The sequence below is a fragment of the Burkholderia sp. Ap-955 genome (assembly GCF_011753045.1).
Classification (GTDB): domain Bacteria; phylum Pseudomonadota; class Gammaproteobacteria; order Burkholderiales; family Burkholderiaceae; genus Burkholderia; species Burkholderia lata_D.
Map to the genome: position 1 here is coordinate 190551 of NZ_VWWH01000001.1, position 21917 is coordinate 212467.

At 66.6% G+C, this 21917-nt stretch carries 24 protein-coding genes, 1 tRNA gene and 1 pseudogene; 13 read left to right on the top strand and 13 right to left on the bottom strand.

The window, feature by feature from the left end; genetic code table 11:
* Positions 1-89 precede the first annotated feature (89 nt).
* The gene (locus F3J15_RS00830; protein WP_166886544.1) at positions 90-509 is read right to left on the bottom strand and encodes an ATP--cob(I)alamin adenosyltransferase; all 420 of its coding nucleotides are present in this window, start codon (positions 507-509) and stop codon (positions 90-92) included.
* 125 nt (positions 510-634) lie between these two features.
* Positions 635-1435: a helix-turn-helix transcriptional regulator gene (locus F3J15_RS00835; RefSeq protein WP_166886547.1), complete on the bottom strand. Its 801-nt coding sequence runs from the start codon at positions 1433-1435 to the stop codon at positions 635-637.
* A 180-nt stretch (positions 1436-1615) separates the two neighbouring features.
* On the opposite strand from F3J15_RS00835, the gene F3J15_RS00840 reads away from it, so the two are divergent.
* Together F3J15_RS00840 and F3J15_RS00845 are read left to right on the top strand one after the other, a co-directional pair.
* Positions 1616-2242: a LysE family translocator gene (locus tag F3J15_RS00840; protein WP_166886549.1), complete on the top strand. Its 627-nt coding sequence runs from the start codon at positions 1616-1618 to the stop codon at positions 2240-2242.
* A gap of 13 nt (positions 2243-2255) precedes the next feature.
* Entirely contained in the window at positions 2256-3020 is a 765-nt protein-coding gene (locus F3J15_RS00845; protein WP_166886552.1) for a class I SAM-dependent methyltransferase, read from the top strand.
* A gap of 24 nt (positions 3021-3044) precedes the next feature.
* Here F3J15_RS00845 and F3J15_RS00850 read toward each other — a convergent pair whose 3' ends face one another.
* From F3J15_RS00850 to F3J15_RS00865, 4 genes are all read right to left on the bottom strand, one after another.
* Positions 3045-3734: a DUF2848 domain-containing protein gene (locus F3J15_RS00850; RefSeq protein ID WP_166886555.1), complete on the bottom strand. Its 690-nt coding sequence runs from the start codon at positions 3732-3734 to the stop codon at positions 3045-3047.
* A 72-nt stretch (positions 3735-3806) separates the two neighbouring features.
* Positions 3807-4193: a hypothetical protein gene (locus F3J15_RS00855; RefSeq protein ID WP_011356002.1), complete on the bottom strand. Its 387-nt coding sequence runs from the start codon at positions 4191-4193 to the stop codon at positions 3807-3809.
* A gap of 48 nt (positions 4194-4241) precedes the next feature.
* Positions 4242-5720 (bottom strand): 4-hydroxyphenylacetate 3-hydroxylase N-terminal domain-containing protein, encoded by a 1479-nt coding sequence (locus tag F3J15_RS00860; protein ID WP_166886558.1) that lies wholly within the window; start codon positions 5718-5720, stop codon positions 4242-4244.
* 36 nt (positions 5721-5756) lie between these two features.
* Positions 5757-6305, bottom strand: a complete 549-nt coding sequence (locus tag F3J15_RS00865; RefSeq protein WP_083266057.1) for a flavin reductase family protein — start codon at positions 6303-6305, stop codon at positions 5757-5759.
* 255 nt (positions 6306-6560) lie between these two features.
* Here F3J15_RS00865 and F3J15_RS00870 point away from each other — a divergent pair, with 255 nt between their 5' ends.
* A complete protein-coding gene (locus tag F3J15_RS00870) occupies positions 6561-7772 on the top strand; it encodes an IscS subfamily cysteine desulfurase (RefSeq protein ID WP_166886561.1) in 1212 nt (403 codons plus the stop codon).
* 58 nt (positions 7773-7830) lie between these two features.
* Here F3J15_RS00870 and F3J15_RS00875 read toward each other — a convergent pair whose 3' ends face one another.
* Entirely contained in the window at positions 7831-8373 is a 543-nt protein-coding gene (locus F3J15_RS00875) for a MarR family winged helix-turn-helix transcriptional regulator (RefSeq protein ID WP_069252868.1), read from the bottom strand.
* Positions 8374-8501: 128 nt separating this feature from the next.
* On the opposite strand from F3J15_RS00875, the gene F3J15_RS00880 reads away from it, so the two are divergent.
* Positions 8502-9092: a nuclear transport factor 2 family protein gene (locus F3J15_RS00880; RefSeq protein ID WP_166886564.1), complete on the top strand. Its 591-nt coding sequence runs from the start codon at positions 8502-8504 to the stop codon at positions 9090-9092.
* A gap of 38 nt (positions 9093-9130) precedes the next feature.
* Here F3J15_RS00880 and F3J15_RS00885 read toward each other — a convergent pair whose 3' ends face one another.
* The gene (locus F3J15_RS00885; protein ID WP_345891471.1) at positions 9131-9583 is read right to left on the bottom strand and encodes an SUKH-3 domain-containing protein; all 453 of its coding nucleotides are present in this window, start codon (positions 9581-9583) and stop codon (positions 9131-9133) included.
* A 153-nt stretch (positions 9584-9736) separates the two neighbouring features.
* Positions 9737-11356 carry an RNA repair transcriptional activator RtcR gene (gene rtcR, locus F3J15_RS00890; protein ID WP_166886568.1) on the bottom strand — a complete coding sequence of 540 codons (1620 nt, stop codon included), beginning with the start codon at positions 11354-11356 and terminating at the stop codon, positions 9737-9739.
* Positions 11357-11690: 334 nt separating this feature from the next.
* On the opposite strand from rtcR, the gene F3J15_RS00895 reads away from it, so the two are divergent.
* From F3J15_RS00895 to F3J15_RS00915, 5 genes are all read left to right on the top strand, one after another.
* Positions 11691-11761 (top strand) — tRNA-Cys (locus F3J15_RS00895).
* Positions 11762-12019: 258 nt separating this feature from the next.
* Entirely contained in the window at positions 12020-13159 is a 1140-nt protein-coding gene (locus F3J15_RS00900) for a slipin family protein (protein ID WP_166886571.1), read from the top strand.
* A gap of 62 nt (positions 13160-13221) precedes the next feature.
* A complete protein-coding gene (locus F3J15_RS00905; RefSeq protein ID WP_275691213.1) occupies positions 13222-14445 on the top strand; it encodes an RtcB family protein in 1224 nt (407 codons plus the stop codon).
* A 55-nt stretch (positions 14446-14500) separates the two neighbouring features.
* A complete protein-coding gene (locus F3J15_RS00910) occupies positions 14501-15313 on the top strand; it encodes a nucleotidyltransferase domain-containing protein (RefSeq protein ID WP_089428162.1) in 813 nt (270 codons plus the stop codon).
* A 260-nt stretch (positions 15314-15573) separates the two neighbouring features.
* Positions 15574-16725: a DUF1176 domain-containing protein gene (locus tag F3J15_RS00915; RefSeq protein WP_205190626.1), complete on the top strand. Its 1152-nt coding sequence runs from the start codon at positions 15574-15576 to the stop codon at positions 16723-16725.
* A 9-nt stretch (positions 16726-16734) separates the two neighbouring features.
* Here F3J15_RS00915 and F3J15_RS00920 read toward each other — a convergent pair whose 3' ends face one another.
* Complete coding sequence (locus tag F3J15_RS00920; RefSeq protein WP_166886576.1) at positions 16735-17403, bottom strand: O-methyltransferase; 669 nt, start codon at positions 17401-17403, stop codon at positions 16735-16737.
* A 132-nt stretch (positions 17404-17535) separates the two neighbouring features.
* On the opposite strand from F3J15_RS00920, the gene F3J15_RS00925 reads away from it, so the two are divergent.
* Together F3J15_RS00925 and F3J15_RS00930 are read left to right on the top strand one after the other, a co-directional pair.
* Entirely contained in the window at positions 17536-18831 is a 1296-nt protein-coding gene (locus F3J15_RS00925; protein WP_011356015.1) for an aminotransferase class I/II-fold pyridoxal phosphate-dependent enzyme, read from the top strand.
* A gap of 185 nt (positions 18832-19016) precedes the next feature.
* A complete protein-coding gene (locus F3J15_RS00930) occupies positions 19017-19742 on the top strand; it encodes a hypothetical protein (protein WP_166886579.1) in 726 nt (241 codons plus the stop codon).
* A 22-nt stretch (positions 19743-19764) separates the two neighbouring features.
* Here the strand turns inward: F3J15_RS00930 and F3J15_RS00935 are convergent, their stop codons facing one another.
* Both F3J15_RS00935 and F3J15_RS00940 read right to left on the bottom strand, forming a co-directional pair.
* Positions 19765-20268, bottom strand: a complete 504-nt coding sequence (locus F3J15_RS00935) for a hypothetical protein (protein WP_166886582.1) — start codon at positions 20266-20268, stop codon at positions 19765-19767.
* A gap of 65 nt (positions 20269-20333) precedes the next feature.
* Positions 20334-20609 carry a DUF4148 domain-containing protein gene (locus tag F3J15_RS00940; protein ID WP_166886585.1) on the bottom strand — a complete coding sequence of 92 codons (276 nt, stop codon included), beginning with the start codon at positions 20607-20609 and terminating at the stop codon, positions 20334-20336.
* 96 nt (positions 20610-20705) lie between these two features.
* Between F3J15_RS00940 and F3J15_RS00945 the strand changes: the two are divergent.
* Positions 20706-20831 (top strand): annotated as a pseudogene (locus F3J15_RS00945) (porin); the annotation flags it as partial.
* 201 nt (positions 20832-21032) lie between these two features.
* Here F3J15_RS00945 and F3J15_RS00950 read toward each other — a convergent pair.
* Positions 21033-21437, bottom strand: a complete 405-nt coding sequence (locus F3J15_RS00950; protein WP_240159180.1) for a hypothetical protein — start codon at positions 21435-21437, stop codon at positions 21033-21035.
* 141 nt (positions 21438-21578) lie between these two features.
* Here F3J15_RS00950 and F3J15_RS00955 point away from each other — a divergent pair, with 141 nt between their 5' ends.
* Complete coding sequence (locus F3J15_RS00955; RefSeq protein ID WP_089447216.1) at positions 21579-21866, top strand: DUF4148 domain-containing protein; 288 nt, start codon at positions 21579-21581, stop codon at positions 21864-21866.
* Positions 21867-21917 lie beyond the last annotated feature (51 nt).

The following is a 21917-nucleotide window of genomic DNA, read 5'->3' on the forward strand; positions in this document are numbered from 1 at the left end:
CCCCTGCATGTTTGCCGCATGCCGCGGCGCGCTTGCGCGCCGTGCATGCGTATCGAGGAACGCCGCGCCCCCGGCGCGGCAGAGACGGTTCAACCGTTCGCCGCCACGGCGCCGCGCGCCGGTTGGTCGAGCAGCCGCTGCGCCAGCGCGAGCGCGTCGTCGCGGGTGGCTGCCGCGTTCAGCGGATAGCCCCACACCTTTTCAAACGCCCCTGAAAATGCGTTGAGCGCCACGCGCCGCGCTGCGTCGGGCTCGATCGCGATCATCGCGGGGATCCACTCACGCGACTGCGCGCGGTTGGCCTTGCTCCACTTCGCGAGCTGCTTGCGCAGTTCGTGATCGTCCCCGCCGCGATCGTCGCCGGACGGCGCGTCGTCGGTCAGAAGAACGAACGGTTCGCGACGCGCCAGCAACGCGTCGAGCTCGGCGATCAGGCGGGCGGGATCGGTGTGCGTCGAACCGGTGTAACGCAACCAGACAAACGGGAATTCAGTCGTGACGATTTGCATGTCGACCTCCAGATGAGAACGATTCTCATTTTATGGATCGAGGCATGTGGCGTCATTTATCGTCCCGGCCAACCGCTTGCTCAATCCGGCCAATCGCGCATGCACGAAGGCGCGGCCTTCATCGTTCAGCGTTGCCGGTCGGTCAGGAATTGCGTCGGCGACTTGCCGGTCGCCTTGCGGAACATCGTCACGAAGCTGCTCGCGCTCTCGTAGCCGAGATCGATCGCGATCTGGTGCACGCGGCGGCCGGTCGTCAGCATCCGCAGTGACAGCGCGACGTGCAGCCGCCGGCGCCAGTCGCCGAGGCTCATCCCGAGCTCCTTCGCCGCGAGCCGCGTCAGGCTGCGCTCGCTGATGCCCACGCGCCGCGCGAGTTCGGCCAGCGGCGACTTGTCGGCCGGATCGTCGAGCAGATGGTCGATCAGCTTGCGCAGCCGGCGATCGGCCGGCATCGGCAGGTACAGATCCTCGACCGGTGCCGCGACGAGTTCGTCGAGCAGCGTCGCAATCAGCCGCCCCTGCGGCCCGTCGACGTCGTACAGGTTCGGGAAGCTCGCCGCCTTCAGCAGCAGCTCGCGCAGCAGCGGCGACACCGACAGCGTGCAGCAGCGCGCAGGGAGGTCGAGCGCGGCGTCGGGTTCGACCAGCACCGCGTAGAACGTCGCGCCGGCCGAGCCGCGTGCCGCGTGCGGGACGTCGCCGGGAATCCACACCGTGCATTGCGGCGGCGCGCTCCACACGCCGCCGTCGATCTCGCAGTAGATGACGCCGCTCAGCGTGTAGAGCAGCTGCGCCTGCGGATGGCTGTGTCGCTCCAGCCGCCATTCGGGCTCGACGACCGAGCCGCCGAACACGACGAGCGGACGCGGCACGTGGAAGACTTCGTCGTCCGCTGCGGGATCGGTGGTCGGTGGAAGCTTGCGCATGAAACGGTGGACGATGGAGGAAGCCGGACGCGCTGCCCGCGCGTCCTTTCGTGCTTATACCAGAAAGGGGCCGGTGCGGCCCTGCCGCCGGGCCGCTGCCCGAGCTGCGTCTGCAGTCGGGCGGCGAAACGAATACAATGCCCCGATCCCCCGCCGCTGCGCCCACCTGCCGGAGCCGCCATGTTCGACCTGACCACGCTGACCACCTTCACGGCCGTCGTCCTGGGCCTGTTCCTGATTCCCGGCCCCGCCGTGCTGCTCGTGCTGAGCCGCACCGTGCAGGGCGGCCGCAAGACCGGCATCCTGACCGGCCTCGGCGTCGCCAGCGGCGACTTCGTGCATACGCTGTTCGCGGCGGTCGGCCTGTCGGCGCTGCTGATGACGTCGGCGCTCGCGTTCAATGTCGTGAAGGTGGTCGGCGCCGCGTACCTGATCTATCTCGGCGTGCGCGCGCTGATCGAGAAGCCGTCCGATCCGTCGCTGCCGAGCGTGTCGCCGGTCACGCCGCTCAAGGCGTACCTGCAGGCGATTCCCGCCGAAGTGCTGAACCCGAAGACCGCGCTGTTCTTCCTCGCGTTCATGCCGCAGTTCGTGCATCCGGAACGCGGCTCGACGTTCGTTCAGTTCGCGGTGCTCGGGCTGATCTTCGTCGCGCTCAGCTCGCTCTACACGACGCTGATCGCGTGCTCGATTCGCCCGCTCGGCCGCATCGTGAAGCGGCTCACGTGGCTCACGCGCTGGCAGGGGAAGATCATCGGCTCGATCTTCATCGCGCTCGGGCTGCGCGTGGCGGTGCAGCAGCGCTGACGCGCGCGGCCGCATGACGTCTGCCGCCGCGCCCGCCGGCGAAGCCCTCTACACCGACCCGCGCCTCGTCGCGCTCTACGACCTGTTCAACGCGGGCGACCAGGACTTCGCGTTCTACGCCTGCGTGATCGGCGCCGCACGGCAACGCATCCTCGATCTCGGCTGCGGCACCGGCACGTTCGCGCGCCGGCTCGCGGCAGCCGGGCACCACGTCGTCGCGATCGATCCCGCGGCGGCGATGATCGAATACGCGCGGCGCCAGCCCGGCGCCGACACCGTGCGCTGGCATGCTTGCGGGCTCGACAGCCTGCCGCCCGATGCACCACCGTTCGATGCGGTCGTGATGACCGGGCATGCGTTCCAGTGCCTGCTGACCGACACGGAAATCGACGCGACGCTGCGCGGCGTGCGGCGCGTGCTCACCGACGGCGGCCGCTTCCTGTTCGATACCCGCAATCCGCGCATCGCGCCGTGGCATGCATGGACACCGGAGCATTCGGCACGCAGCGTCGAGTCACGCGAAGCGGGCATCGTCGATCTTCATCATGCGGTGGGCTCGGTGGAGGGTGCGATCGTGACGTTCGACACGCACTACGGCTTCCGTCGCGACGACACGGTGCTGACGAACACGAGCCGGCTGCGTTTCATCGCGCAACCCGACCTGCAGGCGCGTGTGATCGCAGCCGGATTCGCGTCGGCCGACTGGTACGGCGACTGGCAGCACGCGCCGTTCGACGATGCGACCAGCGCGGAGATCGTCGCGATCTGCCGCGCCTGAGTGCGTGCGCGTGCTGCTACCGCGTCAGCCCGCCACGGGCAGCGTATCCACCGCATACGCATGACGCAGCGTGCGGCCCAGCACCGGATCTTCCAGTTCGACCTCGAACCGCTCGGCCGGCCGGATGCCGCCGATCGCGGCGAGCGTGCCGCACAGCATCGCGGTGCCGTCGACGAAGCGGCCGTCATGGCGCGCGAACTGCGCGAGCAGATCGTCCGGCGCACGCATCGCGGTCACCTTGCCCTCCTGATACAGCACGCGCTCGCCGTCGATCGTCGCGTATGCGCGCAGCACGAGCTGATCCCAGTGCCCGGCCACGTCGTCGAATTTCCACAGCGTGTTCGCGCACGGCTTGCCGCACATCTGCTTCGACACGGTGATCCCGTAGGTCTCGACTTCACGGTCGGTGTGGTCGGACGCGATGCCGACGAAAGTCTCGCCGCCGTCGCGCACCAGCACGAATTCCGCTTCGCCGCTGCTCTGCCCGCCCGATACCTGGATCGCGGGCGATGGATCGAGGCGATCGGCCGCGACGCGGTAGAACACGGGCGTCGTCGCCGGGCGCTTGACGCCCAGCTCCTCCAGCTCGCGGATGTGCTTCTCCATGGCGATCGTGTCGCGGCCGGTCCAGCCCGCGATCACGAGCGTGTCGATCGCGATCGCGCGCTCGGTGCGGCCATCGCGACCGTCAATCGCGAACGTGATGGTTTTCATCGAATGCTCCTCGTGGCGGGCAGCGCACGCGCTGCGCGCTGCCGCCCGCCGTGTGTCGTTGATCGGCCGTGCTTACGCCGGGTCGTAGTAGTGGATCTCCAGCAGCACGCAGCCGCCGTTCGACTTGAACGGTCCGTGCCACGCGCCGGGCGGACGCACCGCGTACGTGTAGCCCTTGAACGGCGTACCGCCGTTGCCGTGCTCGTCGTTGCCGACGGTCAGGTCGCCCTCGACGAGAAACACCTCTTCCCAGTAGTCGTGCACGAACGGCTTCTTCGTATGCAGCCCGGCCGGCAGGCGCAACAGGCGCGTGCGGCTGCCGCGCTTGCGCTCGGTGTCGAGCGCGCCGGACAGGATCAGCTCCTGCGCGCCGGACGCCGGGTCATAGCCTTCCGGCAGCCGCCAGTCGCGCTGCATGTCCAGCGTATGGAATTCGTCGTGAAGCTTGTTGATGGCCATCTGTCTCTCCTGTGGCGATAGCGGGTGAGTCGGACGCACGGCGACGCATCAGGCGGCATGCGGCGTCGACAGTTCCTGGTTCAGCGAATAGCTGCCGAGCATCGAATCGACGAGATGCGACGCACGCTGCCAGTCGTACGTGCGATATGCGTGCCCCTTCGTGACGAACGACGCGCCCGCATAGAACAGCTCGTACTGGTTGTGGCGCGATGCGAATTCGGAGCCGACCGCATCCCACGCGAGCTTGAAGAACTTCACGCGTTCCTCGGACGAACACACGGGCGACTTCTGCGTTTTCTCGATGATGCGCAGCAGGTCGGGGTTCTCGAAGTCGCGCACGCTCGACGGCAGCATGATCATTCCGCCGCCGGCGAGCTCGCGCAGCGTGTTGAGCACCTTCGAATAGAGCTGCTGCGTGACGACCTGCGAGCCGTACAGCATGGTGCGGTCGGGCACGTAGAAGCCGTTGACGACGGTACCCTTCGCTTCCATCCCGTAGACCCAAGCCTCGACCATCGACGCTTCGGCCGCGAGCTGGCCCAGCGTTTCGCGTACCTGCGGGAACGTATTCGTGCCGTTGACCTCGGAGATCTTCAGCCCGAGCCCGACGAGGAAGCGCAGCTTCGTCATCAGCCGCACCTGGCATTGGTAGTTCTGGTACACGTGCGCCGGCGTCGCGTGGAACTGCTTCGCGCACATCGCCGTATCACCGGCGACGAAGATCCGCTCCCACGGCACCTTCACGTCGTCGAAATACAGCACCGCGTCGTTCTCGTCGAAGCGGCTCGACAGCGGGTTGTCGAACACCGACGTCGCGTTCTCCTCGTACGACTTGCGCGACAGGATCTTCATGCCCTTCGCGTTCATCGGCACCGCGAACGACAGCGCGTACATCTCGTCGCCTTCGCGCAGCGGCTGGATGCAGCTGCAGAACACCTCGTTCGCCATGATCCCGCTCGTCGCGAGCATCTTCGCGCCGCGCACCGTGATGCCTTCGGTATCCTGATCGACGATGCCGACCGCGAGGTACTTGTCCTCCTGCTCGTGCGCGGACTTCGACTGGTTCGCCTGCGGATTCACGATCACGTAAGTCAGGAACAGGTCGTTGTCGCGCGCATAGCGGTAGTAGTCGCGCAGTGCGCCCGCGCGTGCCGGATCGTATTGCTCGAACACGTCGGCGCCCATATACATACCCGCCAGGCACGACGCGACATGGTCAGGCGAGCGGCCCATGAAGCCGTAATGCAGCTCCGACCACGCTTCCAGCGCGGCACGGCGTTCGACGAGTTCGTCATAGGACGTCGGCAGTTGCCAGATCCGGCTGACGCGGTTGCCCGAGTCGGGCGAGACGAACGTCATCTTCTCGACGTGCTCGTCGCGCGCCTGGTAGTCGTACAGGCTCGCATAGCTGCGGATCGAGTTGCGGAATGCCGCGTGCGCGGTCACGTCGCCGACCGGCTGGCCGTTCAGGTAGACCTGTCGCCCGTCGCGCAGCGACGCAATGTGCCGAGTCCCGTTCTTGATCATGATGTCCTCCAGGGTGGAATGAAGCGTGGGTTGCATTCAGGCCGACGGCGCGTGCATGCCGTCGAGCGTGCGGTAGCGGCCGCCGAAGAAGATCAGCGGGCGCCCTTCCGAACGCGCGCAGTGCCGCGTCACGCGGCCGACGAAGATCACGTGGTCACCGCCGTCGTACTGCGCATAGGGTTCGCATTCGAATGTCGCGAGCGCGTCGGGCAGCAGCACCGCGCCATCGTCATCGGCTGCGTCGGCACGCCAACCCCACTTGTCGCCGTTCGCTTTCGCGAAACAGTTCGACAGGTGCTGCTGCGTCTCGTCGAGCACGTTGACCGCATAGCCGCCCGCGCCGGCCAGGTCGCCGAGGCTCAGGCTGCGACGGTCGACCGAGAACAGGATCAGCGGCGGATCCAGCGACACCGAATTGAACGACGCGACCGTGATGCCGATCGGCATCCCCTCCTTGCGCGGGGCGGTAATCACCGCGACGCCCGTCGCGAACATCGACAGCGCCGTACGAAAGCGCCGCTGCTCGTCGGCGCCCGCGCCGGTTCCGGCATGGTTCTCGCTCATCTCGTCCTCCTTGGGTTGCATCGCCGGATTCCGCAGTGGAATCCGTCCCAACAAAGCACCGTTATTTAGCTTTGTTATTTAGCTTTTATTAAATGTAAACACAAAGGCGGGTTCAAGCTGTCGTAAACCCTGACCTTGAAAGCTTTGTTTGAAAGACAACCCTACTGGCGGGATGGATGTTGCGCGGCGTCCGGGAATGTCCACGTACACTGCGGCTACCCTGTTCCCCGGTGCATTCGGGCACCGCGGGAGACACCGTTTTCCGGAGCCGCATCGATGCAATCCCGTCCGATCTACATGGACTACAGCGCGACGACGCCCGTCGATCCGCGCGTGGTCGACAAAATGGTGCCGTTCCTGCACGAGCAGTTCGGCAACCCGGCTTCACGCAGCCACAGTTACGGCTGGGAGGCCGAGCAGGCCGTCGAGGAAGCGCGCGCACACGTCGCCGCATTGCTCGGGGCCGATCCGCGCGAAATCGTGTGGACGTCCGGCGCGACCGAGGGCAACAACCTCGCGATCAAGGGTGCGGCGCACTTCTACCAGGGCAAGGGCAAGCATCTCGTCACCGTGAAGACCGAGCACAAGGCCGTACTCGACACCTGCCGCGAACTCGAACGTCAGGGCTTCGACGTCACGTATCTCGACGTGCGCGAAGACGGCCTGCTCGATCTCGATGCGGTGCAGCAGGCGCTGCGCGCCGACACGATCCTGGTGTCGGTGATGCTCGCGAACAATGAAACGGGCGTGATCCAGCCGGTGGCCGAGATCGGTGCGCTGTGCCGTGCGCGCGGCATCGTGTTCCATTGCGACGCGGTGCAGGCGGCGGGCAAGATTCCGGTCGACGTGAATGCGCTGAACGTCGACCTGCTGACGGTGACCGCACACAAGGTCTACGGCCCGAAGGGAATCGGCGCGCTGTACGTGCGCCGCAAGCCGCGCGTGCGGATCGAGGCGCAGATGCACGGCGGCGGCCATGAGCGCGGGATGCGCTCGGGCACGCTGCCGACGCACCAGATCGTCGGGATGGGCGAGGCGTTCCGGCTCGCGAAGGAAGAGATGGAGGAAGAAAGCCGCCGTGTCGGCGCCTTGCGCGACCGGCTGCTGGCCGGCCTGTCGACGCTCGACGAGGTCTACGTGAACGGCGATCTCGCTCGCCGGATTCCGCACAACCTGAACGTCAGCTTCAATTTCGTCGAAGGCGAATCGCTGATCATCGGGATCAAGGGGGTCGCGGTATCGTCAGGCTCCGCGTGCACGTCGGCCTCGCTGGAGCCGTCGTACGTGCTGCGCGCGCTGGGCCGCAGCGACGAGCTTGCGCACAGCTCGATCCGCTTCACGCTCGGCCGCTTCACGACCGAAGCCGAAGTCGACAGCGTGATCGCGCAGGTACGCGACACCGTCGGCAAGCTGCGTGAGCTGAGCCCGCTGTGGGACATGCATCTCGAAGGAGTCGACCTGAATACGATCGAGTGGGCCGCGCACTGAGCACAGCCGATGCGTCAGGCCGGCCGGCGATCGCGGGCGGGCCTGCAGCGAGTGCGCGTCAGCCTTTTTCCTGGCGCGCGATCAGGTGGGCGAGATCGAGCGTCGCGCGATCGCCGTTGGTGACGAGGCGGTCGATCACCGAGCAGAGCGCCTTGAATTCGGTCTTCGTCACGCCCTCGAACAGCACGTTGTTGATGCGCTGCTGCGTATCGGCGAACGCCTTCAGCAGCTTCGAGCCGGCCGGCGTGACCGTGAGCCGCATCTTGCGCTTGTCGTCGGGGTCCGAGCGTTTGTCGATCAGGCCGAGCTTCTTCAGCTTGCCGGTCTCGATCGTGACGAAGGCGCCGCTCAGGTGCAGGTGATCGGCGAGACGGTTGACGGTCACGACATCGTCGTGCGACAGATGCGAAACCGAGACGAGCAGCGAATACTGGATGCCGGTGAGGCCGATCAGCGAGCCGAAGCCGTCGCGCACCGACAGCAGGCGGGCCGCGAACGGCAGCAGCCCGTTGATCAGATGGCGAAATTCCGTATCCGTGCCGTCGATCAGGCAGGCCGGGTTGGTAATGGTCAGAACGGACTCCTCTTGCTGCTTGGCCATGACTTCGACGCTCCGTACGGTCATGCGAATTTAGCTTTGAAACGAAATTATACGGCAAAGGCACATCCGCCCCTGGCCAGGCCCGGCCGGTGAATGTGTCCCGATTTCCCGATACAGGAGGCGCGTCCATGCCCTTTCCACTTCATCCCGCGTCGGTTCGCGCGCTGCTCGAATGCTATCTGCGCGCGAAGGACCTGAACCGGCCCGCACTGATCGCCGACTGCTTCGCGGCCGATGCCGAGTTGAGCTTTTCGCTCGCGAACGACGATATCGATTTTCCGCCGCGCGTGACGAGTGCGGCCGCGATTGCACGCACGCTGGTGGAGGAATTCGGCGAGCGGTTCGAGCGCTGCCGGACGTATTACGTTTGCACGGAACCCGAAGTCGACTCACAGGGCGCCAGCGGGATGTCGTGGCTCGTCGTGATGCGGCAGAAGGACAACGGCGCGTTGCGGATCGGGCATGGCACGTACCGCTGGCAGTTCGCGGGCAACGGCGAAAGCGAACACGCCGCGCGGATTGCCGCGCTGCATATTCATATCGCACGGATGGATACGATCGACGATCCGCAGTCGGCGAAACTCGATGCGCTGCATGCGGCGTTCGGGTATCCGTGGCTGCCGGCGCACGCGTTCGCGCGCGGGCTCGCGGATGTGGCAGCTGCGCAACCGGAATGGACATTCCTGGCGCCATTCCGGCAGGCAGCCGCGGCCGGTTGAAGCACGGCCGGGCACGCAACCGCATCACGGCGCGGGCGCTAACCGTCGCGCCCGGCCAGGAGCTGCGCGGCCGTCATCACGCGCGGATCGTCGCTCGTCAGATCCTCGCCGTAATAAGCGATCGTCGCCTGATCGTCGAGCAATAGCGGAATCGCGACCCGCCCGCACAACGTCCGCTCGACTGCTTCGCCGAACGTGAATCCGCACAGATACACGCCGTCGACCACGCAGTTCGTCGCGAACACACGCCCCTGCGCATCGACATAAAACTCGGCGTACCCGAGATCGTCCTCGGCAACACCGATCATCGTCGTCCCGAGTGCCTGTTCCCACGCGGCAATCTGGCGATCCTGGTGCGCCAGCGCATGAAACACGAGCCCCATCCGCGCGCAGGTTTCCCCGCGGCGATCGGCGCGATCCGTTCCCACGATCAACCCGTCGAACGCGCGCAGGATCGTATCGCCCGGATGGTCGCCATCGTGCGACGACACCCGGCCCTCTGCATCGCCGCACCAACCGGCTGCGACAAATAGCGGCCTGACAGCCGAAGGAATCTCGATCAAGACAACGCTCCTGAAGTTTTCGCACACGATACGGCGCGCATCGACGCCCGCCGCCGATGAGGCATCGCACCTACCGGCCCGTCACCGCGCCCCGTCGAGCGCCTGCCGCACGCCGTCCCAATCCAGCCCGAACCGCGCGAGATACTTGCGCAGCCGGTCCGCATCGTTCGGCTGCTTCTTGCTCTGCCGCGACACCGCGAACAGCGTGCGCCCCGCCTCCGACAAGCTTGCCGACACGCGGCACACGTCGAGCACGCGTTCGAGCTGCGCACGGTCGAACAGGTCGAGGTCCGCCGCGCGCGCACCGAACACCGCGTCGACGCAGGCATCGGACGCACCCGCGCCGCCCGGCGACGACCACGTGCGCGTCAGCCGTTCGACTTCCTGCTCGGCGAGCGCTTCGGTGATCCGCCCCGCATCGGCCAGCGTCGCCATCCGTGTGACCGACGCGGACAGTTCGCGGAAGTTGCCCGCCCACGCCGCGCGCGGCGACGCGGCGAACGCGAGATAGCGCCGCTTCGCCTCGACGTTGAACCGTACCTGCTCGCCCTGTTCGCGGCCGAAACGGTCGAGTTCGAATTCGAGGTTCGGCTCGATGTCCTCGCGCCGCTCGGCCAGCCCCGGCAATTCGTACGTCCACAGGTTGATCCGCGCGTAGAGATCCTCGCGGAACGTGCCGGCAGCCACCATCTGCCGCAGGTCGCGGTGCGTGCCCGCGATCAGCTCGAAATCGCTGGTCGCCTCGACGTCCGCGCCGACCGGCAGGAAACGCTTCTCCTCGATCGCCTTCAGCAGCATCGCCTGTTCGTCGAGCCCGAGCTCGCCGATCTCGTCGAGAAACAGCAGGCCGCCGTCCGCCGCGCGCAGCAGCCCGGCCCGCGCCGACTGCGCGCCCGTGAACGCGCCCTTCACGTGACCGAACAGCGTCGACATCGCCGCGTCGCCGCGCAGCGTCGCGCAGTTGATCTCGATGAACGGCCCCGCGAGCCGATGACGGCCGCGCTTCAGCTCGTACACGCGCTTCGCGAGAAACGACTTGCCGGCGCCGGTCGGCCCGACCAGCAGCATCGGCGCGCGCGAACGCACGGCCACGCGTTCCAGCTGCTCGATCAGCGCGTTGAAGCGGGCGTTGCGCGTCGCAATGCCGGCCTTCAGGAACGACACCGTTTCGTCGCGCTCGCGCGTGAAACGCTGCGCGATGCGGTTGTAACGCGACAGGTCGAGATCGATCACCGACATCGTGCCGGGCCCGCTCAGTCCTTCGTCGGTCTTCTGCGGCGGCGCCGTCTGCGCGAGACGCGCAGGCAGGTAGCGCGCCTCCGCCAGCAGGAACCAGCAGATCTGCGCGACGTGCGTGCCCGTCGTGATGTGGATCAGGTAGTCCTCGCGGTCGAGATCGAACGGGTAGGCGCGCGCGAAATCGTGCAGCGTGGCGTAGACCTCCTCGAAATCCCACGGATCGCGAATCTCCATCGGGATGAGCCGCACATCGGTGTGCGGCGACACACGCTCGAGATCCTGCTTCACGCGGTTCGCGAGACGCGCGTAGTTTGGCGCGTGCAACAGTTCGAGCCGGTCGATCGGCGTGTCGCGCTGCTCGCACAGCGAAATCGTCGGCCGCCAGTTGCGCCAGCGGCGCTGCGAGCTGCCACCCTGGTCGAGCACGGTACCGAGAAACCCGATCGCAACAGTCTTTCTCATGTTTATCTCATAGGATAAGAAGCGATCCGATTGTATCGAATTTCCCGGATCGAGCCACCACCGGATATTCAGATCACCCCGTACCTTGAAATGACTTTCCCTTTTACTTCAATGGCTTGAGATTTTTATCGAGCATCGAGTCACCCGCTGGCACGCTCCTCGCTAAATAGAAAGCGCCGGATGTCCCGCTGGCCCACGAGTCAGGGTTCACAAAGCCCTGCTGGTGCGCCGCCGCCGAACCTGGTTCGTCGCGGCAGCGCATGTCGCCATGGGCAGACGAAGGCAAACGGGCGCGCAAGGAGCTTCGCCCGGGTTCGAGTCCCGGGGCGCCCTCCGTTCGGAAGCTCATAGGTAGAGCAGCCGGCGCAAGCCGGTGTGTAGCGGGTTCGAATCCCGCTCGAACACTGTCCGCAAGGACAGTCTCTTGATAGAAGCAGTACCCGCCGGTGCGGGCCGCAAGGCCCGCCGCGCGTCGGACCGGTTGCGGTTCCGCGCGATCGGCCGGACGGCCGCACGGCCCGCGCGAAGGCGCACGACGACGCGATGCAGGATGCGTCGCCGTGCACTTCGACGCCGGGCCAGCGCGCCGCCCGCCCGGTTGCGTCGCCCCGCGATCCGCACGATGCGTGTCACCCGGCGGTCATTGAAGAAAAGGACAAGAATATGTGGATGCGACATGTCGTGAAAAAGAACGAACGCGCGCTGCTGATGAATGAGGGCGATTTCGTGAAGGTGCTGGAACCGGGCGTGTTCAAGGCCTTCGACCCGCTCAAGCGTTTGTCGGTGCAGACCGCGCGTCTCGACGCGCCGCTCGCCGACGCGGCACTGGCCGATTACCTGCGTCACGACGCGCCGGACGTGCTCGCGCAGCACTTCGTCGCGATGGATCTCGCCGATGATGAAGCGGGCCTGCGCTACGAAGACGACGTGCTCGTCGAGATCCTGGCGCCAGGCACGCGCCGGCTGTACTGGCGCGGCCTGACCGCGCACCGTCTGGAACGCGTCGATCTCGCGCAGGACAGCATGCTGCCGGCCGCGCTCGTGAAGCGCATCGCGCAACCGGCGCTGCGTGCGCGCGGCGTGGCGGGCCTGACGGGCGTGCTGCTGGCGCAGGTGCCGGCCTACCACGTCGGCGTACTGAAGATCGACGGCAAGATCGAGCGGTTGCTGGACGCGGGCGTAGCGGCGTTCTGGCGCTTCAACCGCGACGTCGCGGTCGAACTCGTCGACCTGCGTTTGCAGGCGATCGAAGTCGGCGGCCAGGAAATCCTGACGCGCGACAAGGTCGCGCTGCGGCTGAACCTGTCGGCGACGTGGTGCTATGCGGACGTGCTGCACGCGTTCGGCCAGCTGCAGAAGCCGGTCGAACACCTGTATCGCGAGCTGCAGTTCGCACTGCGATCGGCCGTCGGCACGCGCTCGCTCGACGAACTGCTGGAAGACAAGCAGTCGATCGACGACGTCGTGATCGCGCAGGTGCGTGCCCGTCTCGGCCATTCCGGCGTGGACGTGCGCAGCGTCGGCGTGAAGGACATCGTGCTGCCGGGCGACATGAAGACGATCCTCGCGCAGGTGGTCGAAGCGGAGAAATCCGCGCAGGCGAACGTGATTCGCCGCCGCGAGGAAACGGCGGCCACGCGTTCGCTGTTGAACACCGCGAAGGTGATGGAAGAAAACCCGACCGCGCTGCGGCTCAAGGAGCTGGAAACGCTCGAGCGCGTCGCGGAACGGATCGACCGCATCTCGGTGTTCGGCGGTCTCGACCAGGTGCTGAACGGACTCGTCAGCATCAAGGGCGCGTAATGAATGGACAGGCATGGCGCACATGCGTCGTGCCTCGTGAACAAAGTAGCAAGGTGATGAACATGAGTGAAATGGATTACCAGGTCATGGAACTGGCGAACGGCAAGCCGGTGAAGATGTGGACGCAAGGCGTCGCCGTTGAAGACGAAGCACGCGCGCAACTGCGCAACACCGCGCAGATGCCGTTCATCTTCAGCCACGTCGCGGTGATGCCGGACGTCCACCTCGGCAAGGGCTCGACGATCGGCAGCGTGATCCCGACGAAGGGCGCGATCATTCCGGCGGCGGTCGGCGTCGACATCGGCTGCGGGATGATGGCCGCGCGCACGACGCTGACGGCGTCCGACCTGCCGGATTCGCTCGCGGGCCTGCGCAGCGCGATCGAACGCGCGGTGCCGCACGGCCGCGCGCCGGGCCGCCGCGATCCGGGCGCGTGGGGCGACCGCACGCCGGCCGCGGTGACCGAATCGTGGAAGTCGCTGCAGCCGGGCTTCCAGCGGATCGTCGACAAGTATCCGAAGCTGGAAAAGACGAACCACTACGCGCATCTCGGCACGCTCGGCACCGGCAACCACTTCATCGAAGTGTGCGTCGACGAAGCGGACCACGTGTGGTTCATGCTGCACAGCGGCTCGCGCGGTGTCGGCAATGCGATCGGCAGCCTGTTCATCGAGCTCGCTCAGGCCGACATGCGGCAGCACATCGCGAACCTGCCGGATCGCAACCTCGCGTATTTCACCGAGGGCAGCCGGCACTTCGATGACTACGTCGAGGCGGTCGGCTGGGCGCAGGACTACGCGCGCCGCAACCGGCAGGCCATGATGGACGCAGTGGTCGGTGCAGCACGCGGCGTGATCGCCAAGCCGTTCGCGGTCGACGAACACGCGGTGAACTGCCACCACAACTACGTGCAGCGCGAACGCCACTTCGGCGAAGACGTGCTCGTGACGCGCAAGGGTGCGGTGTCGGCGCAGAAGGGGCAGCTCGGGATCATTCCGGGCTCGATGGGCGCGAAGAGCTTCATCGTGCGCGGGCTCGGCAACCCGGACAGCTTCTGTTCGTGCAGCCACGGCGCGGGCCGGACGATGAGCCGCACCGAAGCGAAGCGCCGCTTCACCGTCGACGATCAGGTGAAGGCAACCCAGGGCGTCGAATGCCGGAAGGACGCGGGCGTCGTCGACGAAATCCCGATGGCCTACAAGGACATCGACGCGGTGATGGCGGCCCAGCGCAGCCTCGTCGAAGTGGTGCATACGCTGCGCCAGGTGGTGTGCGTGAAAGGATAGCGCGGTGCGCGGCCGATGGCCGGCGGCCGCGCACAACGAAAGGGAAACGACAACAATGAAAACGGAAAAAATGACGACCGTGCGCAGCGCGCATCCGGTCGATCCGACCGTGCGGGCGCGTGTGATGGCGGAGCTCGCGGAAGTCGAGCGCCGTCACGACGTGAGCGTGCTGTTCGCGTGCGAATCGGGCAGCCGCGGTTGGGGGTTCGCATCGCCGGACAGTGACTACGACGTGCGCTTCGTGTACGCGCACCGGCGCGACTGGTACCTGAGCGTCGAACCGCAACGCGACGTGATCGAGCGGCCGCTCGACGACGAGCTCGACGTCAGCGGCTGGGAGTTGCGCAAGGCGTTGCAACTGCTGCGCCGCTCGAACCCGACGCTGCTCGAATGGCTCGACTCGCCCGTCGTGTATCGCGAAGACGCGCGCTGGGCGCCGCGGCTCAGGTCGCTCGCGTCGGCGTTCTTCTCGCCGGTGCGCGGGCGTCACCACTACCTTGCGATGGCGAAGAAGAACTTTCGCGGCTACCTGCAAGGCGACACGGTGCGTTACAAGAAGTACCTGTACGTGCTGCGGCCGCTGCTCGCGGTGCGCTGGATCGACATGGGGCTCGGGATGCCGCCGATGCGCTTCGTGGATCTCGTCGACGGCACCGTGCACGAGCCGGCGGTGCGCGCGGAACTCGACGCATTGCTCGCGCTGAAGATGAGCGCGAACGAAAGCGAGTACGGGCCGCGCCGGCCGGCGATCCACGCGCTCGTCGAGACGATGCTCGCCGATGCCGAACACGATCGCGAATACAAGCGGCCGTGGGGCGACGTGGCGATGCTCGATGCGTTCCTGCGCGACGTGGTCGACGGTCGATGAAAAGTGAACGGCGCGATGCCTTCGGGTGTCGCGCCGTTTTCCGCATCCGCACTTGTCCGATCAATGCTGGCCAGCAATGAACGTACCCGCACCCTACACGTCTTCGTCACGATCGCAGCCCCATTGCGGCGGTATACTCGATGCCGTTCGCCAAAGCGCGCCGCCGCATGCGCCGCAGCCTTCGACCTGCCCCGCTTGCTGACGATGCGCTTGCAGTCCGACGTCTTCCGCCCGCCCATCCACAGTCGATACGAACCGTCATGTCGCACCGCCTTTCGCTCGCCATCGCCGCCCTCCTCGCCGTGTCCCCGATCGTTGCGCAGGCTCGCCCGCTCGCGCGGCCGCCGGTCGAACGCGATTTCAAGAACTGGTCGGTCGTCTGCGACAACGGCAACCGTTGCATGGCGGAAAGCCACGCCGACGATATCGACGACGCACGCACCCGCCTCATCCTGCGCGTGACGCGCGATGCCGGCCCGGACGCGCAAGCCTCGCTCGACCTCTACGCGTCGGCGCCGCTGGACCTGCGCACCGCACGCGTGGATGGCCGCCCGTTCGATGCAATGGCGGCTCAATGGCATGCGTTCGGCGGCAAGCCGGACGACGACGAAGCGCACCCGTTCCGGGTCCGGACCACCGATCCGGCAACGGTTGCCGCCTGGCTCGCCGCGTCGCGCAATGCGCAACTGCTGAGCTTCGGCGATCCGGCGTCGGCCCAAACCGCCCGCACGCCGTTGACGGGCTTGAATGCCGCGCTGCTGTTGATCGACGACACGCAGGGCCGTGTCGGCACCGTCACCGCGCTGCTGCGCCCGGGCACCCGGCCCGCGTCGTCGGTGCCGGCCGCGCCGGCACTGCCGCCCGCCGTCACGCCGGCACCGGCCGTCGCGAACCTGTCGGCCGCCGAGCAACGCCCGCTCGTCGACGCGGTGCTCGCGAAGTTCGGCGGCGACGTGAAGCAGTGTGCGGCCGACGTCGAAGACGAAATGTCGGCGAGCGATCGCAGGAAGGCATCGCGCGCCGTGGCGATCTCCGCCGATGAAGCGCTGGTCGCGATACCGTGCCAGACCAGCAGCATGTATAACCACACCGACCTGTGGTATCGCGTGCGACGGACGGCACCGTTCACGCCGACGGCGATGAATTTCGGCGAGAACGCGAACGCGGGACTCGATTCGGCGTCGTTCACGAACGAACTGACCGAGGCCGGCTACGATCCCGCCAGCGCGACGCTGTCGAGCAAGGTGAGGCTGCGCAGCGCCGGCGATTGCGGTTCGACCGCATCGTGGATCTTCGACGGCCGGCGCTTCATGCTCGGCGATATCGCCACGCACGGCACGTGCAACGGCCTGTTCGACGATCAGTGGCCACGCCTGTATCGACGGGCCGATGCGGCAGCCAGCCCGCGCTGACGCACCACGTCACGCGCCGACGATCGAGATCGAGAACCCGTCCCAGCCCTTCTGCCCGACCGTCTGCACGGCGGTCGTCGTGAGGTTCGGCGCGGCCACGAGACGCGCGAACCCGTCGCGCACGCCGGCCACGTCGGGCTCGCGATTGTCCGGATCGGCCACGCGCCCGCCGCGCACGACGTTGTCGACGACGATCACCGTGCCGGGCCGCGACAGCTTCAGCGCCGCGTCGAGATAGACCGGGTTGTTGTCCTTGTCGGCATCGATGAAGATGAAATCGAACGGCGCTTCACCCGCGTCGATGAACCGCGCGAGGCTGTCCTTCGCGCTGCCGACCACCACCGTCACGACTTCCGCGAACCCGGCACGCGCGATGTTCCGCGTCGCGACCTTTGCATGCTCCGGGTTCAGTTCGAGCGTCACGAGCGTGCCGCCCGGGGGCAACGCGCGCGCGAGCCAGATCGTGCTGTAGCCGCCGAGTGTGCCGACCTCGAGAATCCGCCGTGCGCCGCGGATCGTCGCGAGCAGTTGCAGCAGCTTGCCCTGGTTCGGCGCGACGTTGATCGCGGGCAGCCCCGCTGCGTCGCTTGCCGCGAGCGCGGCGTCGAGCGCGTCATCGGACGGCACGAGCGTCGCGGAGAAATACGCATCCACCTGGTTCCAATGATCCTGATTCATCGCGCACCCCTTGTTTGCGGAACAGGCATTTTATGCGCCGCACTGCCATAAGCAACAAACCATTCGTTCTAAGGACAGTTGCACACGTGCTCCTATAATCGCCCGACCACCACAACAACAGACGGAGCACCCATGACCGATCAGGCCGCATCGAACTGGCGCCTCGAAACCATCGCCGTACACGGCGGTTATCGTCCCGACCCGACCACGCGCGCGGTCGCCGTACCGATCTACCAGACCGTTGCGTACGCATTCGACGACACGCAGCACGGCGCCGACCTGTTCGACCTGAAGGTCCAGGGCAACATCTACACGCGGATCATGAACCCGACGACGGACGTGCTCGAGCAGCGCATCGCCGCGCTCGAGGGCGGCATCGGCGCGCTGGCGCTTGCATCGGGGCAATCGGCCGTGACGTACGCAATCCAGACGATCGCCGAAGCCGGCGACAACATCGTGTCCGCGAGTTCGCTGTACGGCGGCACCTACAACCTGTTCGCGCATACGCTGCCGCAATACGGGATCACGACGCGCTTCGCCGATCCGCGCGACCCCGCGTCGTTCGAGCCGCTGATCGACGCGCGCACGAAGGCGATCTTCGCGGAATCGGTCGGCAACCCGCTCGGCAACGTCACCGACATCGCCGCGCTCGCGGAAGTCGCGCATCGCCACGGCATCCCGCTGATCGTCGACAACACGGTGCCGTCGCCGTATCTGCTGCGCCCGTTCGAGCACGGTGCGGATATCGTCGTGCATTCGCTGACGAAGTATCTCGGCGGGCACGGCACGAGCCTCGGCGGCGCGATCGTCGATTCGGGCAAGTTCCCGTGGGCCGAGCATGCGGACCGCTTCAAGCGGCTGAACGAGCCCGACGTCAGCTATCACGGTGTCGTGTACACGGAAGCGTTCGGGCCGGCCGCCTATATCGGCCGCGCACGCGTGGTGCCGCTGCGCAACATGGGCGCGGCCATTTCGCCGTTCAATGCGTTCCAGATCCTGCAGGGCATCGAAACGCTGGCACTGCGCGTCGAGCGCATCAGCGACAACGCACTGAAGATTGCGCAGCACCTCGCACGCCACGAAAACGTCGAATGGGTGAACTATGCGGGCCTGCCCGATCACCCCGACCATCCGCTCGTCGCGCGCTACCTGTCGGGCCGCGCGCCGGGCATCCTGACGTTCGGCGTGAAGGGCGGACGTGACGGCGGCGCGAAGTTCCAGGACGCGCTGAAGCTGTTCACGCGGCTCGTCAACATCGGCGACACGAAATCGCTCGCGACGCACCCGGCATCGACGACGCACCGGCAACTGTCGCCGGCCGAACTCGCGAAGGCCGGTGTGAAGGAGGAAACGGTGCGGCTGTCGATCGGCATCGAGCATATCGACGACCTGCTCGCCGACCTCGACCAGGCGCTCGCGCAGCTTTGACGGAAACGGGCGTGCCGGCTTGCCGGTGCGCCCCGCATCGACAGTGTTGACCTTGAAGCGGCTTCAAGGTGTTCAATCCCCGGTTGATGCCGGGGTAGCGCCCGGCGTGTACGAACCACCCGTATCGTGCAGCGGGCCGCCAGACGCCGAGCCCGCTGCGGTACGCCAATCGTCCGAGAGGCCTCATGACACCGACTGCGAAGCTCGCGCTGCTCACGTTACCGCCCTTGCTGGCGGCCTGCTTCGGCGCCCTCGCGGCTGCATGGCGCGCCCCCGGCCCGAAAACATCCAGCGTCATCCAGCATTTCACCGGCGGCATCGTGTTCGCGGCCGCCGCGCTCGAACTGCTGCCGCAGGACCGCGCGCATGCGCTGTTTCCGGTCGTCGTGGGCTTCGTGCTCGGTATCGCGCTGATGCTCGCGATCCGTGCGCTGTCGGGCGCGATCGAGACGCGCTTCGAGGAAGCGCAGCTGCCGGTGAGCCTGATCATCGTCACCGCGATCGACCTCGTCATCGACGGCCTCGTGCTCGGCATCGCGTTCTCCGCCAGCGACGAAAGCGGCATCATCCTGACCGTCGCGCTGACGCTCGAGGTGCTGTTCCTCGCGCTGTCGGTCAGCGCGGCGCTCGCGGCCGCCGGCATCGGCCGCCTGCTGTCGATCGTCGTTCCGGTCGGGCTCGCGGCGCTGCTGAGCATCGCGGCCGTGGCCGGCAACGCGGCGTTCGCAGGACTTCCCTCCAATATCTACGCAGCGCTGCTCGGGCTGGGCACCGTCGCGCTGCTGTACCTCGTCACCGAAGAACTGCTGGTCGAAGCACACGAGGTACCTGAGACGCCGTTCGCGACGGCCGCGTTCTTCATCGGCTTCATCGCGTTCTTCCTGATCGAAGGATCGGTGAAGGCCGGATAAGCCGGGCGCGGCGGTGCGCCGGCTACCACGTCGTCGCGCCCGTCGGATACGTATCGACGATGCGCGTGCCGTTGACGGGCGTCACGCCTTCGTTGCGCAGCGCGGCCCACAGGTCGATCGCATGTTCGCGCGACTTGCGGCTGCCGTCGTCGGTCAGCACGTTCAGCGCGATCACTTCGTCGCGTGTCGTCAGTTGCAGCTGCTCCTTCAGCTTGCGTGACTGATGCGATGCGGTGCGGACGTCGCCGAGCACGATCCGCTTCTCGGCGAGCGTCGAGTCGCCGCCCACATCGGCCGGCACGAACGTCAGCCGGCCGTTGTCGACCTCGCATTGCCCGCGCGTGAACGTCGCGCTCCACTCGCCGGGCGGCACCGCCGCGAACTCGCAGCGCATCCGCTCGTTCGCGCGCCGGCCGACGTCATGCACCGACGCGTGCGACAACGCACGTTCCGGCCAGCCGGCCGCCATCGCGGCCGTCGACATCAGGCACGCCGCGAGCACGATTCCTTTCGCGAAAGAGCGCATGGCACTCTCCTCTTCATGTGGGGGTGCGGCTGACGGCACCGCGCCGGTGGGCCGCGAATGAACGGTCAACGAACCGCAAAACGGTTGTCGTGCGCATCGACCAGCGGCGCCATCTCCCCGCGATGCATCGTCGCGCGATGGATCTCCTGGTTGCGCGCGACGGCGGCCGGGGTCGCCGGGTAGTCGTGATTCGGGCTCGGGATCACGCCGTCATGGCGCGCCTTCACCAGTTCCTGGCGGACCTCCTGCCGAGTCTTCTGCTGCGCGGCCACTGCTTGAGAAAAGGCCGCAATCGACAGTGCGGCAGCGGCGATGACGATCATCGGTCGCGGAATGTTCATGTGGTTCGCTCCTTGCTGGAAAGCCGTGACAGGAGCGTTCACTTTGAGCCGGCGGCGGTGCGGAATCGTGATCGCAGCATGACGGTTTCGTCACACGCGAACGGCGAACAGCGCACGCTCGACGGCGGCACGCAAACGGCGCAGGCGTCGATCGGCTCGTATGGCTATGGCGGAACGCGCACACAGGGCATCGTCAATCTCGGGTTGCGCCACCGGTTCTGATCACGGCGACATGACGCACGCCGCGTGACAAAAATTTCATGTTCCGATCAGGTTCGCGAAGCGTCGCATCGCTACGATCGGAAACGTAACGGGCAGCGCCCGTTCCAGACCACGCAAGCGGGTCGCTGCCGCACGGCACGTCACGCGTTGGGCCCGGACACGTCGAGTGCCGGGCCTTTTTTTGGGCCGCGCCCCCGGTGATCAGGGCGTCGAATTTCGCCGCGGAAACAGGCACGTATGCGTCTTCACATACAGGTTCGGATTGCCGCAGCGATGCCCGGCGTAGTCGATCTGCTCGCCGGGCATGAGCTCGGCCGGCACCGGCTTTTTCGCCGTGGCGGGCGCGATCTGCGCGGTTTGCGTGGTGCCGGAACGTGTCGATGCGCAGCCCGCGAACAACGGGACGATCAGGACTGCGATCAAGGCTAGGCGGATGGCGGGACGAGGCACTTTTCGGTCCGGTGTGAAAGTCAGAACAGGGCCGCCCGCTTTCCATGCTGCTGTCGCGAACGGCGTGAATGCCGCCAGCCACGTCGGCCATCGGCAGACTTCATGTTCCGCTTCCCGCTCATCGCACCCATGACGCGAACATGACGAATGCGTCATGCCGGTCGCGTCCGAACGGCGCCTCTCCTCATCACGCAATCTGACGCATTTTTCATCTCGCGATCACGATCACGCACGGCTGCTTTCGCATACTGGGTCCATGGTTCGCCACCCGGCGGCCCTGATCAAGGAGAGCACTCGATGAAAACCGCAAAACTCGCCGCACTGTTCGTCACCGCCACGCTGTCGCTCGGCATGGCCACGCAGGGCGCATTCGCGCAGACGCAAACGCAGGGCAAGACCCGCACGCAGGTCGTCAATGAACTGAAGCAGGCGCAGCACGACGGCGTCGTGCCGGTGAGCAAGACGCAGTACCCGCCGACCGGCGAACTCGTCGCACGCAACAAGGAACTGCATGGGATTTCGGTGCATGGCGGCGAGAAGAAGCCGCAGACCGACAACCACGACAACCTGACCGCGCAGAAATGACGCTCGGTCATACGACCACGGGCAGCGCGCCGCGCGCGGCCGCCTCATGGC

Excerpts from the sequence above, each read along its gene's own strand:
- F3J15_RS00830 (WP_166886544.1), bottom strand. The coding sequence starts at position 509 with ATGCAAATCGTCACGACTGAATTCCCGTTTGTCTGGTTGCGTTACACC.
- F3J15_RS00835 (WP_166886547.1), bottom strand. The coding sequence starts at position 1,435 with ATGCGCAAGCTTCCACCGACCACCGATCCCGCAGCGGACGACGAAGTC.
- F3J15_RS00840 (WP_166886549.1), top strand. The coding sequence starts at position 1,616 with ATGTTCGACCTGACCACGCTGACCACCTTCACGGCCGTCGTCCTGGGC.
- F3J15_RS00845 (WP_166886552.1), top strand. The coding sequence starts at position 2,256 with ATGACGTCTGCCGCCGCGCCCGCCGGCGAAGCCCTCTACACCGACCCG.
- F3J15_RS00850 (WP_166886555.1), bottom strand. The coding sequence starts at position 3,734 with ATGAAAACCATCACGTTCGCGATTGACGGTCGCGATGGCCGCACCGAG.
- F3J15_RS00855 (WP_011356002.1), bottom strand. The coding sequence starts at position 4,193 with ATGGCCATCAACAAGCTTCACGACGAATTCCATACGCTGGACATGCAG.
- F3J15_RS00860 (WP_166886558.1), bottom strand. The coding sequence starts at position 5,720 with ATGATCAAGAACGGGACTCGGCACATTGCGTCGCTGCGCGACGGGCGA.
- F3J15_RS00865 (WP_083266057.1), bottom strand. The coding sequence starts at position 6,305 with ATGCAACCCAAGGAGGACGAGATGAGCGAGAACCATGCCGGAACCGGC.
- F3J15_RS00870 (WP_166886561.1), top strand. The coding sequence starts at position 6,561 with ATGCAATCCCGTCCGATCTACATGGACTACAGCGCGACGACGCCCGTC.
- F3J15_RS00875 (WP_069252868.1), bottom strand. The coding sequence starts at position 8,373 with ATGGCCAAGCAGCAAGAGGAGTCCGTTCTGACCATTACCAACCCGGCC.
- F3J15_RS00880 (WP_166886564.1), top strand. The coding sequence starts at position 8,502 with ATGCCCTTTCCACTTCATCCCGCGTCGGTTCGCGCGCTGCTCGAATGC.
- rtcR (WP_166886568.1), bottom strand. The coding sequence starts at position 11,356 with ATGAGAAAGACTGTTGCGATCGGGTTTCTCGGTACCGTGCTCGACCAG.
- F3J15_RS00900 (WP_166886571.1), top strand. The coding sequence starts at position 12,020 with ATGTGGATGCGACATGTCGTGAAAAAGAACGAACGCGCGCTGCTGATG.
- F3J15_RS00905 (WP_275691213.1), top strand. The coding sequence starts at position 13,222 with ATGAGTGAAATGGATTACCAGGTCATGGAACTGGCGAACGGCAAGCCG.
- F3J15_RS00910 (WP_089428162.1), top strand. The coding sequence starts at position 14,501 with ATGAAAACGGAAAAAATGACGACCGTGCGCAGCGCGCATCCGGTCGAT.
- F3J15_RS00915 (WP_205190626.1), top strand. The coding sequence starts at position 15,574 with ATGTCGCACCGCCTTTCGCTCGCCATCGCCGCCCTCCTCGCCGTGTCC.
- F3J15_RS00920 (WP_166886576.1), bottom strand. The coding sequence starts at position 17,403 with ATGAATCAGGATCATTGGAACCAGGTGGATGCGTATTTCTCCGCGACG.
- F3J15_RS00925 (WP_011356015.1), top strand. The coding sequence starts at position 17,536 with ATGACCGATCAGGCCGCATCGAACTGGCGCCTCGAAACCATCGCCGTA.
- F3J15_RS00930 (WP_166886579.1), top strand. The coding sequence starts at position 19,017 with ATGACACCGACTGCGAAGCTCGCGCTGCTCACGTTACCGCCCTTGCTG.
- F3J15_RS00935 (WP_166886582.1), bottom strand. The coding sequence starts at position 20,268 with ATGCGCTCTTTCGCGAAAGGAATCGTGCTCGCGGCGTGCCTGATGTCG.
- F3J15_RS00940 (WP_166886585.1), bottom strand. The coding sequence starts at position 20,609 with ATGAACATTCCGCGACCGATGATCGTCATCGCCGCTGCCGCACTGTCG.
- F3J15_RS00950 (WP_240159180.1), bottom strand. The coding sequence starts at position 21,437 with ATGACGCATTCGTCATGTTCGCGTCATGGGTGCGATGAGCGGGAAGCG.
- F3J15_RS00955 (WP_089447216.1), top strand. The coding sequence starts at position 21,579 with ATGAAAACCGCAAAACTCGCCGCACTGTTCGTCACCGCCACGCTGTCG.